Source organism: Cyclobacterium xiamenense, from assembly GCF_900109255.1.
GTDB lineage: Bacteria > Bacteroidota > Bacteroidia > Cytophagales > Cyclobacteriaceae > Cyclobacterium > Cyclobacterium xiamenense.
This window is the reverse complement of record NZ_FNZH01000002.1, coordinates 1,008,356-1,020,981: the sequence shown is the minus strand read 5'-3', so window position 1 is coordinate 1,020,981 and position 12,626 is coordinate 1,008,356. Positions and strand designations below refer to the sequence as shown.

The following is a 12,626-nucleotide window of genomic DNA, read 5'->3' as shown; positions in this document are numbered from 1 at the left end:
AACCCCTTTTTAGGCACTCCTTAGCCTCCACTTTGGAAATAATGCCTTCGTAAAGGGCCTTTACTACCTCTTTTCTGAAATTGCATTTAGGGCTTTTTACCATTTCCTAACGTGCCATTGGTGAAAAAGTGCTGTTGTACGGGAAACAGCGTTGGATATAGTAAATCAAAAGCATCCAGCTTTCCATCTCTGGACAAATCCCGTTACACTTACCAGCTCCGTTTCTGGATATCCGGCCATTTTTTAGGGCTGCCAGGATTCAATTACCCGATGCCTTTCCCAATCAAACGCGGCAAGATTGTACCCAGAAAAGGCGATGCGCTCGAATAGAATGCGACCTATCTGAAGCCGTTCCGCTGGTACCCTAGCCGGTGATGCCTAATGAAAACGTAACAAAATAGTGATCTTATGCTTCAAGAGTTACAGCGAAAAAACGGCAAATTGCTAGCTAAAAACAATCCAATGAAACAAGCATATTCTATCTTCCTGACCGCTTTATCCCTTCTCGTCCCCCTACTTCTACCCGCACAGGGTCTCAAACTAAATGAGATACAGGTCATCGGCAGTCACAATAGCTACAAAAGCGCCATGGCGCCGGAAATTTTGGAATACCTGGCGGGCATCAACCCTGCTTCCTCCAAAAGCCTGGAGTATTCCCATATTCCCTTAGAGGCCCAGTTGGACCTGGGGTTGAGAAATCTCGAGCTGGACGTATTTCACGATCCCCTGGGCGGACGGTATGCCAATCCCCGGGGCTTGGAAATTAGTAAGGCCAAAGGAGGGAGCCTTTCGGACTTTGATTCCGCAAAATCCTTGCTTAAACCCGGATTAAAACTTTTTCACGTGCAGGATTTGGATATTCAGTCCCATTACCTGCTATTCGCAGACGCCCTAAAGGCATTAAAAGCATGGAGCGAAGGGCATCCCGAGCATTCGCCCGTCTTCGTTTTAATCAATGCAAAAGACGGCACTATTCCCGGCACGCAGCCAACGTTGCCGTTTACTGCCGCTGCGCTGGATAGCATCGATTTAGAAATCCGTACCCATTTGGGTATGGACCACCTCATCACTCCGGATTTGGTCCGCGGGGAGTTTGCCCATCTGGAAGCGGCAGTCTTGGCGGGCAACTGGCCCTTGCTGGACGATGTCAGGGGGCGGTTTCTTTTTGTATTGGATGAAAATGAAGAGAAAATTGATCGCTACCTGAGTGTCAAGCCTGAATTGAAAGGAGCCGTATTCTTTGTGAATAAAAAAGAAGGAAATCCCACGGCCGGTTTTCGAATCATCAACGACCCCATCAAAAACGAAGCGTATATTCAGGAATTGGTCCGAAAGGGCTACATGATCCGAACCCGTGCGGATTCGGATACCCGCGAAGCGCGCACGGAAGATTACACCAAATTTGAACATGCCAAGGCTTCGGGGGCACAGGTACTGTCCACGGACTACTACCAACCATCCACCTACTTCCCTTCCAGGTATCGCGTCCGTTTCGAAGGAGAGCTCTTCGAAAGGCCAAACCCCCTTCTTATTCCAAATCCTTAATTCTCACCTAAATTGACAACAAAATACTTTCTCCTGCTCGTGTTGACTGCCGCATCGCTGCGGATGCTCGCCCCTTCGAGCTCGCTTGCACAATCACGGGAGATCGAGGTTGCATTTCTTTCCGACATCCATTTACAGGATGTCTATGCTACATTACATTCAGCGGATTTCAAGGGGGTATTCCATCCCAAAACGGGTAAGTATGCGACCATTCGAAGCATGAAAAGCCAATTGAATTCCACGCGGCTCTTCAATGAAAACTATTTTGCCTTTATCCAGGCCTTAGAGGACCTGAAGCACAAAGGCATACGACTGGTGGTCCTACCCGGAGACTTTACCGATGACGGACAGCCAATGAATGTGCTGGCTTTACAAGGGATTTTGGAACGATACGCGGAAGCCTGCGGGATGCGGTTTTTTTTGACTACCGGAAACCACGATCCGGTGAAGCCTTATGGAGGAATCGGGGGAAAGAAAGATTTTCTGGCAGCGGATGGCTCTGAACAAGCCATTGCCGGAGATGCTGATTTCTTTCCATCCGAAAAAGTGGCCGTTTCAAGTCAGATCAATTATTGGGGGTACGAAGAGATTACCCATGCACTTTCCGATTTTGGCTTTTTTCCCGCCGCGCAAGACCTATTTTGGGCGCATCCCTTTCAGGAATTGGATGTGGATGGATATGACTTTCGCCGGGCAATGGAAAATTCCCGCCTGGATCAACGCCTGTATAAGACCGAAAATTCGGAAAAGCTAGTGCCGGATGCCAGCTATGTGGTCGAACCGGTTGCCAGGGTTTGGCTTTTAGCGCTGGATGGCAACGTGTATACTCCTTCTGGAGCGAATTGGAGCGGCTCTTCCGTAGGGTTTAATCAGGCGGTAACAGCGAAGCGTCACCAGTTGGAATGGATCAAGAAAGTAGCCCTGGAAGCCGCGAAACGGGGAAAAACCCTGATTTCCTTTAGTCACTACCCCTTGGTGGATTTCCACGATACCGCTTCGGATGCCATGAAATCACTATTTGGCGAACAAAAATTCCAGCTGGCCAGAGTCCCTTCCCCGGAAACCAGCAGCGAATATGCCAAAGCGGGCATACGCATTCATTTTGCCGGACACATGCACATCAACGATACCGGGATGTTCAAAGAGGCTGTAAGCGGTAAAACGCTCTATAATGTACAAGTACCTTCTTTGGCGGCCTTTCCCCCTGCCTACAAAATCCTGACCCTTCCGGAGCCGGAAACCATGGAGATTTCTACGATTCAACTCGAAACGGTGGATCGCATGGATGAGTTTTTTGACCTGTACCGCGTGGAGCAGCAATGGCTACTACAGACCGACGATCCCAAACGCTGGAATCCACGTATTTTGGACGCCAGAGACTACCTGGACTATACACGAAACCACCTGCTACAACTGACCGAATCCCGATTTATCCCAACCGATTGGCCGGAAAACCTGGCGGCTGTATTGCAGGAACTCAGCCAAATGGATTTGGAACGCTGGGCGGGCATGGGTTCCGAAGACGGCGAAAATTTTTTGATGAAAAAACTGGAAGAAACAAACCAAACAGAGCGACCGGATGATTTCCAGGGAAAGCTGATTGAGGACTTCTATTTACTAAAAAATGGAGATGAGTTGGGGAAAAACCTGATTCCCGCGGTAAGGCTACGTTTTTACGAAAGCTTTTTTTTAAAATTGCTGCATAAGCCATTGTCGGAAAGTCAGGTGCTGGATGCCCAATTGGTTCGGTTTTTTAGTATTTTCAAACAGCTGTATCATTCCTTACCCTCAGATCATTTTTTAATCGATCTGCGACAGGAGGAGATCAGGCGGTTTGAAAAAAAACCAAGCAGTTTGGAAACCACGCCGCAACGATGAAGTTACAAACCGCAATGGAGGAACTGATTTTGAAATATTCTCAATCCTAAATCGGATTCCTAAAACAATGCTGGACGGTGCCGGGAGCGAACCGGCAGCACCTACTTCTCCTCTATCCGATCGCTTTCTTCTCTGAAAAAGGTCTCTAACCGATGTATCCCATACCGGGGCGCTATGTTGTCCTTTGCCGCCATGGTGAGAAAAAACTCGATCGGTCCATAGATACGCGAAGCCGTACAGGCACGAAGAATCCCGATGGCCGATTTTCGCAGCCAATCGGGCAAATGGATGATACTTCCCTCTTTGTGCATTGCCTGTAGCGCGAGGGCAGCGATTTCATTTTGAGTAAGAATATCGGGGCCACCTACCTCCACTTCTTGCTGATTGGAGTCAATTAGATCGACCACTACGCGCGCGAGGTCGAGACCATGAATGGGGTTGAGTTTGTGTTCACCATCCCCAAATAGAAAAATCCTACCCGATCGGGCCATCGCAAGAAAATCCTTCATGTCTGAATAGAATCCATTGGGCCGGACAATGGTATAATTCATCCCCGAAGCTTTCAGCACATCTACGAATCGCTCCTTGGCTTCCGTGATTTTCAGCTTGCGCATTTGATCCCCATGAAGAACGGATAGGTAGATAAATTTCCGTGCACGATGCCTGAGGGCAAAGTCCAGAAGATGGATATTCGCCTGATAATCTACGTCCATGTAGCTGAGGCCATCCTTTTGTCGGGTAATGCCTACCGTCGATATCACGGCGTCAATGGGGCCTTTCAGACGGGGAAACGTGGTAGAATTGGTGACTTCCACCCGCTCTATTTCCTTTTCCTCCAGCCCTAATTGCCGAAGTTTTTGCGCATTCCGCCCAAAAGCCAGGAGGGGCCTACCCTGCCGTTTAAGTTCTTTCGCAATAAACCCTCCCAGGTATCCGCTGGCTCCTGCGAGAATGATTTTACCGATCATATTCATCTTGATTTTTTGGACAAATAGGCATTTTTTGGATGCAAATCGAGTACGCTCCTACCTGCTAACGGGCGACAGCCATTGGTTTCACACCTTGGTGTCCCGCATATGCCGTAGCACGTCGATCAGAAATTTTATGGCACCTTTTTGAAATGCCGACTGATTAAAAGTTCCGGTCAGGTAAACGTTCAATTCAGGGCAGTAGTACATAAATGAGCCGGTGAATCCGGAGTGTCCGACGAGGGTAAGGTTGGGCAACAGTGGGAACAATTCATTTAGCCTCCATTGCATCAAGCCATACCCATAGTACACCCCTTTGCCGGCCGGAGTCCAGTCCTGCATGGCTTCCAAACTTTCTTTTTGGATCATTCGTCCCTCGACTAGCGCTTTTAGAAAGGTTGAAATATCCTGGGTAGTGCTTTGGAGACCGCCGCCCGCCTAATCACTGGAAAGACTGCTCATTCGAGACACCTCCAGATCACCAAAGTAAATCTCGGTCATGGGACCGACCGGTTTTTTCCGCGGTGCAGATCTCAGGTGCATGGAGGTACTGGCCAAGCCTAGCGGGGTAAAAATCCTTTCTTCGAACACCTCATGGAGCGGCTTTTTCTCCAATTCTTCGATGATCAATCCCAGCAAGACGTATTCGGTATCTGTGTAGTGATAGTCTGTTCCAGGAGCAAAACGCGCTTGGAACCCCGCCGTGTAGAAGTCCAGAATTTCTTTGGGAGACCAAAACTTGTCTCGGTTGTGAAGGATCTCTTTCAGCATGTTTTCTCCGATACTGGGCCGGTCTTCGAAGTAATCCGAAAGCCCGGAGCGGTGTTGCAAAAGATGGGCAAGGGTTATTTCCTTCGTCCAATCTTTTCCTTCCCAAATATGAAGTCCCTGGGCTAGAGTATCCGGAAGAAAATGGTGCATGGGGGAATCAAACTCGATTTTTCCTTCCTCCACCAATAAGGCAATGACCACTGTGGTGAAGGTCTTTCCCAGGCTGGCTGTGTGAAAAGGACTCTCGGCAACTACCTTTTGACCGTTCTTAAATTGCCCAAAGGCCCAACTTTTTTCTAAATCCAGTGCTTTGGATTCAAGGCGAAAGACTCCCTGTTTTAGTAGCTGCTTGTTCATCGTCTTTTGAAAAAGACGATCAAGCTTTCGTTCCATTTTGGGAAGGCCCTGGGTAGCGAGGAATTGGAAAATAAACATGACTGGAATGAGTAAATAAAGGTTTCGGGATTTCATTACTAATGAATTATTTGGTTGAAGAAACCCGGCAGGGGCAAGCCAGGAAAACACCATGGCTATCCCCTACTGGTTTCCGGGGCATTGGGATTATCGCTGATTTTAGAAAAGCGAAATGCCCACTCCGATCGAGAAATTGGTTCCATCCAGGTTTCCGCCCTCATCGCGGCTCACCCGAGCCATATAGAGCCGGGTTTGAAGATCCAGGGCCCATCTTTCGCGCTGCAGCAGCTCATATCCAGTGGCGAGCAAAACCCCTTTTCCCCAGTCTGATTTTCGGGACTGGCTTTTCGACTCATACAGGGCACGGGTATCCAACGAAGCTCCGTACCCGCCACTGAGCCACCATTTGTCGGTAGCCCAGAATTGGATGGAGGGAACGATGCCTTCAAAGCTCCTATCCACTCCCTCGGACTCGTAGATTTGTCCGACTGTATTCACATAAATGGCTGTTCTGGGGGATATAAACCAACCCATTTTCAGGTTGGGGAGGGATATTCCTCCTCGCGTGGCTTTTTCGCTCATGCCTTCGGTGAAGTGCAATGCGCCTACCCCCACGAAAGCTCCGGCAGTGAAGCCTTTGCGGATGGGCTTTTCCGTTTGTGCCTGAATGTTCAAGACGGCAATCAGGGCGATAATGAAGGTGAAGATTAGCTTTTTCATTTTTTTGTTGTTTACGTTTGACTTGTTTTGGTTTTAAGTTGATGGGACAAAGTTGGGCGATACGAAACGGTCGGTCGTCCTAAATGATGATTTGGGACGTTTCGATGAAATGCCGGACCTTTGCCGATTTGATCATGAATTACTCCTCCCCGGAAGATTTGAGCATGAAGTTAACGAGGCCGATTCCTCCACCTACGGCCATGCCCGTACTGATCCAGAAAGTGATTTGATTATCAAGGTCCACTCCCAATAATCCGAGTGCCGTGATTCCGATGGCCGTACCGACGGCCACTCCGAGTAAGGTGCCGATGGCAACACCAATACCTGTTCCCAGTGTAATTGCTTTGTTTTTCATTGTTGAATGAGTTGTGTTTTTGATAAATGAGTGGGACAAAGGTAGGCCGGAGCAAGCCGCCAGTCGTCTTGATTTATGATTCGGGACGTCTTGGTGAAATCCCGAACGTTGAAGTAAAGTGGGATTTAAAAAACAGGCAATTGGAGTAGGGGTACCGAAAGATATGCCCATAGGAGAGTGGATCCCTACGGCCGATTGAGCCAGGAGGTAGTAGATTCACGCCCATCAAAGAAGCGAATCGACTTGCTCTCCGGTCAACTGCTGTGCATGCTGGGTGATTCGCTCGATTGGCCAATCCCACCATTTCAACGCCAAGAGCTGTTCAATTCTTTCCGTAGAAAAACGCTTTTTTATTTCCCGGGCTGGGTTGCCTCCCACTACGGTATAGGGATCGACGTCTTTGGTGACTACCGACTTACTGGCAAGGATGGCGCCGTCTCCGATTTGGACTCCTGGCATGATGGTGGCTCCAAAGCCTATCCACACGTCATTCCCGATCCTTGTATCTCCCTTATTAGGGTAGCTTTTCCCTTCCATGGCTTTTTCCCATCCTTTTCCGAAAATGGCAAAAGGAAAGGAGGAAATCGATTTAGAAAGGTGATTGGCTCCGTTCATAATGAAGGTCACATCCGAGGCAATCATGCAAAATTTACCGATAATCAATCGGTCCCCCACGAAATCAAAGAGGTATTTGACATTTTTTTCAAAATGGTGAACATCCTCGAAGTCATGGTAATAGGTATAGTCGCCTACGTGGATTTGAGGATTCTTGATCACATTCTTTAAAAAGCAAAGGCGCTCATAGGCTGCTAAAGGGAAGGCCTGGTCTTTATCTGGTCCGCTCATGGTTTGATCTTTATTTAGTAGAAATCAAAAGTCGCGGATACCAACGGACAAATCGTCCGGGTGTATGATTTCGGACGTTTTGGTAGACACATTTATTCGGTCAATCCGATTCCGAATAAGGGTTGGCTTCAACCCGGGCATTCACCAAAAAGATCATCCCCGTAGATAAAAGCATCAAAACTACGACCAACGTACCGATCTGGGGATAATGGAGCAGTCGTCCATCCAACGCCTGAAAAGTAATCCAGCCTGCAATCGCTGCTGCTAAGCCTCCTGCCAATTGCTGAATGGAAGCATCTATCGCCAGAAAAGCTCCGCGGTCGGACGTTCTGGGAACTGCCGTAGCTAATGCCGTGGCAGCAACCATGCGGGCATTCACTCCCAAAAATAATCCCACGTGGATACCGAGTACCCATTCGAAGGTTTGAATGCCTCCCCAGGCATAAACCGCTACTGCAGCTATGGCGATTAGCGTACCCGAAACGAATACGGGCCATTTTCCAAATCGATCGGCTAGTTTCCCCAGGGCCGGTGCTGCTAACAGGCTGGTGAGGCCGATTGCACCGTACACATAGGGCAGTTGACTGTCAGCTATTCCCAGATTATTGGTGAGAAAGGCGGCATTGAAAGTCATAAAAATCACATCTCCACCCACGATCAATGTGTTGGCGCCATATACTGTCCAATAGGAGGGATTTTTAAGGTTCGAAAAAAGGTGATTCCAGGGAGAGGACGATTCGGGCGAGGATTTTTCCAGCGGGCGAATAAGAAAGACGACTAGTAAAAGTGCAATAACTCCTATGCCGGCTATCATTCCATACGCCATTTGCCAGGAAAAAGAAATTGCAATGAACAGGGACAAAGGAAGGCCAATCACCAGACTGGCAGCAAAAGCCATTTGAATCCATCCCACGGCCCGCCCCCGTTGGGCAAGGGAAAACAAATCGGCCACCATTGCGTAGCAAATCGAAGCCATCACCCCTCCGAAGGCACCTGTAATGACTCTGGCTACCAGAAGTGCGGAAAAGCCAGGTGCCAAAGCGCAAAGCAAGATCCCCAGCAAAAACCCGGTATAAAAAACTAAAAGAATGGATTTTCGGTCAAATCGATCGGCATACCCGGAGGCGAGGAGGGCAGAAATTCCGGCACTTACTGCGTAGGCAGAGGCAATCAGACCAAATTCCTGTGTACTGAGGTGGAGTTGGTCGAGTAAAGTGCTGCTCAAGGCAGGAAGCAACATGTAATCCAGCACGACGGTAAAAAGTAGGCCCGCTATTCCCAGAATGACAAAGGATTGGTACGAAGAAAAAGCTTCCTTTTTGGCCATGAAAACTCAGTTTCGATGGGTTTTTACCCAGGCTTTGGGCGTTAACCCCGTGGATTTTTTAAAAAACTCATTGAAAACGGATTTGGAGGTGAATCCACTTTCATAAGCCAATCCCAGCAAGGTGATGTGGGCGTTTTTAGTCTCCAGGGCTTTGGTTTGAAATACTTTTAGGCGATGGGAGTTAACAAAATCGTTGAAGTTTTGGCCCAGCTTCATGTTGATTAGCCAGGAAAGCTTGTTGGGATGCAGCGCTATCTGCTCAGCCAAAGAGCGAAGCGTAAGGTTGGTATCCGTTACCACTTCCTCCAGGGTCATTTTTTCTCGCAGGGATTGAAGGAAATGCGCGCATTCTTCTTCCCCCATTTGACTGGATTGGGTGATGACGAGTTGTTGATTGGAGGGATGCTGTCGATGGGCCTTATGATCCTGAAAATTCATCTGACGGTAAATCTCCTGAAAGCGCTCGTCCTCTCTGATATTGTCCCAAACCCACCAATATTTCAGGCTGACCATCATACTTGATTTTTCCTCCAGGCCTTTTTGAAGAAAATGAATGGCTTCATCGGGTCGATTCATCAGGCTGTACAAGGCCGCTGGATCGCAGGGATCAATGTAGTGACTGTTTTCCAATTCCTCAAGCACCCCATCAATCTCTCCACTGAGTACTTTTACCGTCATCACATCCAGCTTGACCAAGCCTTCCCCGTTCGTCAATGCGATCGCCCTATCAAGGGTCTCAAAGGCTTCTTCAAACCTCCCCAGATACCCCAATACCAACCCTTTCCAGCGAAGGGCCTCGCTGAAATTGGGCTCGATGCGAAGGCTTTCTTCAAAAGCCGGCAGGGCATCCTCAAACCTTCCGGACAGGTAATAGCAGAGTCCCAGCCACCAGTAGCTAATGATGTGGAGGGGATCCCGGGATTGATTTTCTTTGGCGACGGCAATGGCCAGATCGTAATCCTTCTGGATAAAAATGTAATAGTTGGTAATAAAATCGATCTCATTGCTCAATCCCGCGGCTACCGCCTCGTTATAGGATTGAATGGCTGCCTCCCAATTCCAGTCGTGAAAGAGGTGTACGTAGGCCATAACCTTGTGCGCGCGCATGTCGTTTGGGTGGATCGCCAGGGCTTTCTGGGCATATTCCCGTGATTTTTGAAAGCCTTCTTTTGCAGAGATCAGATTGAAGCCCGCATGGTGTAGATAGGTTTCACCGATATAGGCATATGCCTCTGTGAAATTGGGGTCCAGCTCCGTGGCCCTGGTGAACAAAACCAAGGCTTCTTTCACATCGACAAGATCCTTTCGCTTGAAGTGATGGCTTGCTTTCAGAAAAAGATCGTATGCCTCCGGGTTGCTGGTTTTGGTAGAAACCAGGCTGTCCCTGATCTCCATGTGTCCAAAATTTTCCCGCATTCGATCTGCTACCAGGATGCTGATTTCATCCTGCAGTTCGAAAATATCCTTCAACGTACGGTCAAAGGTTTCGGACCAGATTTGAAATCCGTTGTCCGTTCGGATCAGTTGCACCGCAATCCGCACACGATCTCCGGATTTTCGGATGCTCCCTTCGATGACCGTCGCGACGCCCAGTTTGTTTCCAATGATTCGTACATCCTCTTTTTGCCCCTTGAATGCAAAAGAAGAAGTACGGGCGATTACTTTAAGTCCGTTGATTTTGCTGAGGGCATAGATAATTTCCTCGGCCATGCCGTCGGAAAAGTATTCGTTTTCCGGGTCTGGGCTAAGGTTGTCAAAGGGAAGTACGGCTATGGAGCGCTGATTCATCAATTTTTTGTTGCACCGAAACAAGTTTTGGCAAATAAAACTTGGCCAAATACCAGCACTAAGATAAGACTTCCCCGATAAATGGGAATACTCTTACCCCGCTAATTACAACAGTGGAGAAAAAAGCAGGCCATCATTTCAAAGGAATAAGCGGAGGATCGCCGCTTTTCCAAGGAGTGGGTGGTGAGTCGGTTAGAAAAATGCTGATGGAAAAAAGCCGGTGAGGAATCCCCCACCGGCTTTTGCTAGCTATCAAACCGAAATGCGATCAATACCCCGGGTTTTGAACCAGGAATCCTTCTTCATTGGAAGCTCCGTCAATGGCGCGTTGGGGGATGGGAAACAGGCGTTTGTTCGGGTCGCTGTCGGTTTTTTCCGTCCAGCTGTCCTCGTATTTTCCATACCGGATCTGATAGACCCGTCGAAGCCCTTCCCAATAAAGTTCAAAGCCCGACTCCCGGAAGAGGATATCCAGATCAATCGCGCTCAGGGGAGCAGGTGTCTGAGCAGGGCGGGCATTTCTGGAAGTTCGCAAGGTATTCACATCGGCGAGAGCGGCGGTATTGTCTCCCTTGCGCAATTTGGCCTCGGCTCGCATCAGGTAGATTTCTCCCAGTCGGATCAACACAATGTCCACGCTACTGTTGGTACAGCAATTGGGTGCGGTTCGGCTGAATTGGTATTTGGAGAAGCGGTGACCAGTATTGTGAAGGCTGCCTTCGTTGGTAAAATCTACCTGGAAGGTATGGTCCACATACCGGATATTTGCTCCGCTGCTTCTTCGGTTGATTACCGGGTAAACCCGTATCTTTCCGTCTTCACAGGTCAGGATGTTTCCACTTTCATCTTTTCTCGGACCCCAAATGACCCCTCTAAGAAACCCGCGATTAATTTCAAATTCTTCTGCGTCCACACAATAGTAGTGGTCAGCATCATTCGTTGGGTTTACGCCGGTCAAATCCCTTAGGTTTTCTGGGATAAGCGTGTTTTCCTGGAAAAACCGAGCATCCGCTTCTGCGGGGTCTACGTCCCCATAAGCATCCACCCACGTTTGAATAAAATCAGGAGTGGCTGCGACGGCGTCGGTACCCCGGGTATTTGGGAATTCCGGTCGGGGAGTAAGGTCTCCTGAGATCGACCAATACTGCCATCTGCTATGTTCTGTTTGAAGTACTCCCCGCTGGTCCAGAGAAAATATAATCTCTGGATTGGTATTGTTATCGTCGTTAAACAAGGCAAAATACTCCGGTGATAGGGAGTAAGGCCCGTTGATGATATTGGTGGTGTACTGGATAACTTTGTCCATATCCTCCGATCTAAAATCCGGCGTACCGTACGGATCGCGGTACACCGCCGCATTCAGATACAAGCGAGCCAACAAGGCCTCCACGGCAAACTTATTCATCCGACCGGGACCGCTGCTGTTACCGATCACATTGACTACGGATAGGAGTTCGGATTCGAGGTAATCAAAAGCCTCTTGTCTCCTAAGGATGATCGACTGTTGATCAGAGGCATCCTTTCGGAACACAAGGCCCCAATTGTCCATCGCCAGCATGTTCAGATAGGCCTTCATGGCAATCATTTCGTACAAAGGATTTTGAGCGTTGTTGTTGCCATTTTCCACTTCCAGGCGCAATTGCTCTTCTGCGGCTACTGCCCGTGACAAGGTAAGGGTAATAAACCTCCAGGCATCCCCCACCAGGCTATTGCTCGGTGTCATCAGGTGCTGGTGGACGGCTATGAATTTGCCACCGTCGAACCAGTCTGTCCCGCCCCGGTAGGGAAGAATCCCCTCGTCGGAAGCGACCTCCTGAAGTCCAAAATTGACTGTATGCAGCCAAACCTGACGCAGCATGCCGTATACCGGAGCGATGGAACCGCTGACAATCTCCGCCTGTCCGGTGCCGGTCAGGGATTCATCGAGGATTTGTTCATCCAGGTTGGTGCAGCTTAGAAATGCTAGCAAAAAAGCTGCGGTTGGTACTAAAATTCTTAAACGTATCGTCTTCAT

The 12,626-nt window shown here is 48.8% G+C and carries 9 protein-coding genes and 1 pseudogene; 2 read left to right on the top strand and 8 right to left on the bottom strand.

Annotation, left to right across the window (positions count from 1 at the left end; genetic code table 11):
- The first annotated feature begins 462 nt into the window (after positions 1-462).
- Both BMW71_RS09025 and BMW71_RS09020 read left to right on the top strand, forming a co-directional pair.
- Positions 463-1,545, top strand: coding sequence for a phosphatidylinositol-specific phospholipase C1-like protein (locus BMW71_RS09025; RefSeq protein WP_092172826.1), 1,083 nt, complete (start codon positions 463-465; stop codon positions 1,543-1,545).
- 12 nt (positions 1,546-1,557) lie between these two features.
- Entirely contained in the window at positions 1,558-3,423 is a 1,866-nt protein-coding gene (locus BMW71_RS09020) for a metallophosphoesterase family protein (RefSeq protein WP_244891125.1), read from the top strand.
- Between the two features lie 101 nt (positions 3,424-3,524).
- On the opposite strand, the gene BMW71_RS09015 is transcribed toward BMW71_RS09020, so the two are convergent.
- The 8 genes and pseudogenes from BMW71_RS09015 to BMW71_RS08975 form a co-directional block, all read right to left on the bottom strand.
- Positions 3,525-4,391, bottom strand: coding sequence for an SDR family oxidoreductase (locus BMW71_RS09015; protein WP_244891124.1), 867 nt, complete (start codon positions 4,389-4,391; stop codon positions 3,525-3,527).
- 87 nt (positions 4,392-4,478) lie between these two features.
- Positions 4,479-5,519, bottom strand: a pseudogene (locus BMW71_RS23900) (serine hydrolase domain-containing protein).
- 216 nt (positions 5,520-5,735) lie between these two features.
- A complete protein-coding gene (locus tag BMW71_RS09000) occupies positions 5,736-6,296 on the bottom strand; it encodes a hypothetical protein (RefSeq protein WP_092172378.1) in 561 nt (186 codons plus the stop codon).
- A gap of 139 nt (positions 6,297-6,435) precedes the next feature.
- Positions 6,436-6,651: a hypothetical protein gene (locus BMW71_RS08995; RefSeq protein WP_092172375.1), complete on the bottom strand. Its 216-nt coding sequence runs from the start codon at positions 6,649-6,651 to the stop codon at positions 6,436-6,438.
- A 225-nt stretch (positions 6,652-6,876) separates the two neighbouring features.
- Complete coding sequence (locus BMW71_RS08990) at positions 6,877-7,497, bottom strand: CatB-related O-acetyltransferase (protein ID WP_092172372.1); 621 nt, start codon at positions 7,495-7,497, stop codon at positions 6,877-6,879.
- Positions 7,498-7,597: 100 nt separating this feature from the next.
- The gene (locus BMW71_RS08985; protein ID WP_092172369.1) at positions 7,598-8,824 is read right to left on the bottom strand and encodes an MFS transporter; all 1,227 of its coding nucleotides are present in this window, start codon (positions 8,822-8,824) and stop codon (positions 7,598-7,600) included.
- Between the two features lie 6 nt (positions 8,825-8,830).
- Positions 8,831-10,612: a tetratricopeptide repeat protein gene (locus BMW71_RS08980; protein WP_092172366.1), complete on the bottom strand. Its 1,782-nt coding sequence runs from the start codon at positions 10,610-10,612 to the stop codon at positions 8,831-8,833.
- Between the two features lie 268 nt (positions 10,613-10,880).
- The gene (locus BMW71_RS08975) at positions 10,881-12,581 is read right to left on the bottom strand and encodes a RagB/SusD family nutrient uptake outer membrane protein (protein WP_317041135.1); all 1,701 of its coding nucleotides are present in this window, start codon (positions 12,579-12,581) and stop codon (positions 10,881-10,883) included.
- Positions 12,582-12,626: the final 45 nt, after the last annotated feature.

Bases quoted from the DNA above. Each gene is read 5' to 3' on its own strand.
- BMW71_RS09025 (WP_092172826.1), top strand. From the start codon at position 463: ATGAAACAAGCATATTCTATCTTCCTGACCGCTTTATCCCTTCTCGTC.
- BMW71_RS09015 (WP_244891124.1), bottom strand. From the start codon at position 4,391: ATGATCGGTAAAATCATTCTCGCAGGAGCCAGCGGATACCTGGGAGGG.
- BMW71_RS09000 (WP_092172378.1), bottom strand. From the start codon at position 6,296: ATGAAAAAGCTAATCTTCACCTTCATTATCGCCCTGATTGCCGTCTTG.
- BMW71_RS08995 (WP_092172375.1), bottom strand. From the start codon at position 6,651: ATGAAAAACAAAGCAATTACACTGGGAACAGGTATTGGTGTTGCCATC.
- BMW71_RS08990 (WP_092172372.1), bottom strand. From the start codon at position 7,497: ATGAGCGGACCAGATAAAGACCAGGCCTTCCCTTTAGCAGCCTATGAG.
- BMW71_RS08985 (WP_092172369.1), bottom strand. From the start codon at position 8,824: ATGGCCAAAAAGGAAGCTTTTTCTTCGTACCAATCCTTTGTCATTCTG.
- BMW71_RS08980 (WP_092172366.1), bottom strand. From the start codon at position 10,612: ATGAATCAGCGCTCCATAGCCGTACTTCCCTTTGACAACCTTAGCCCA.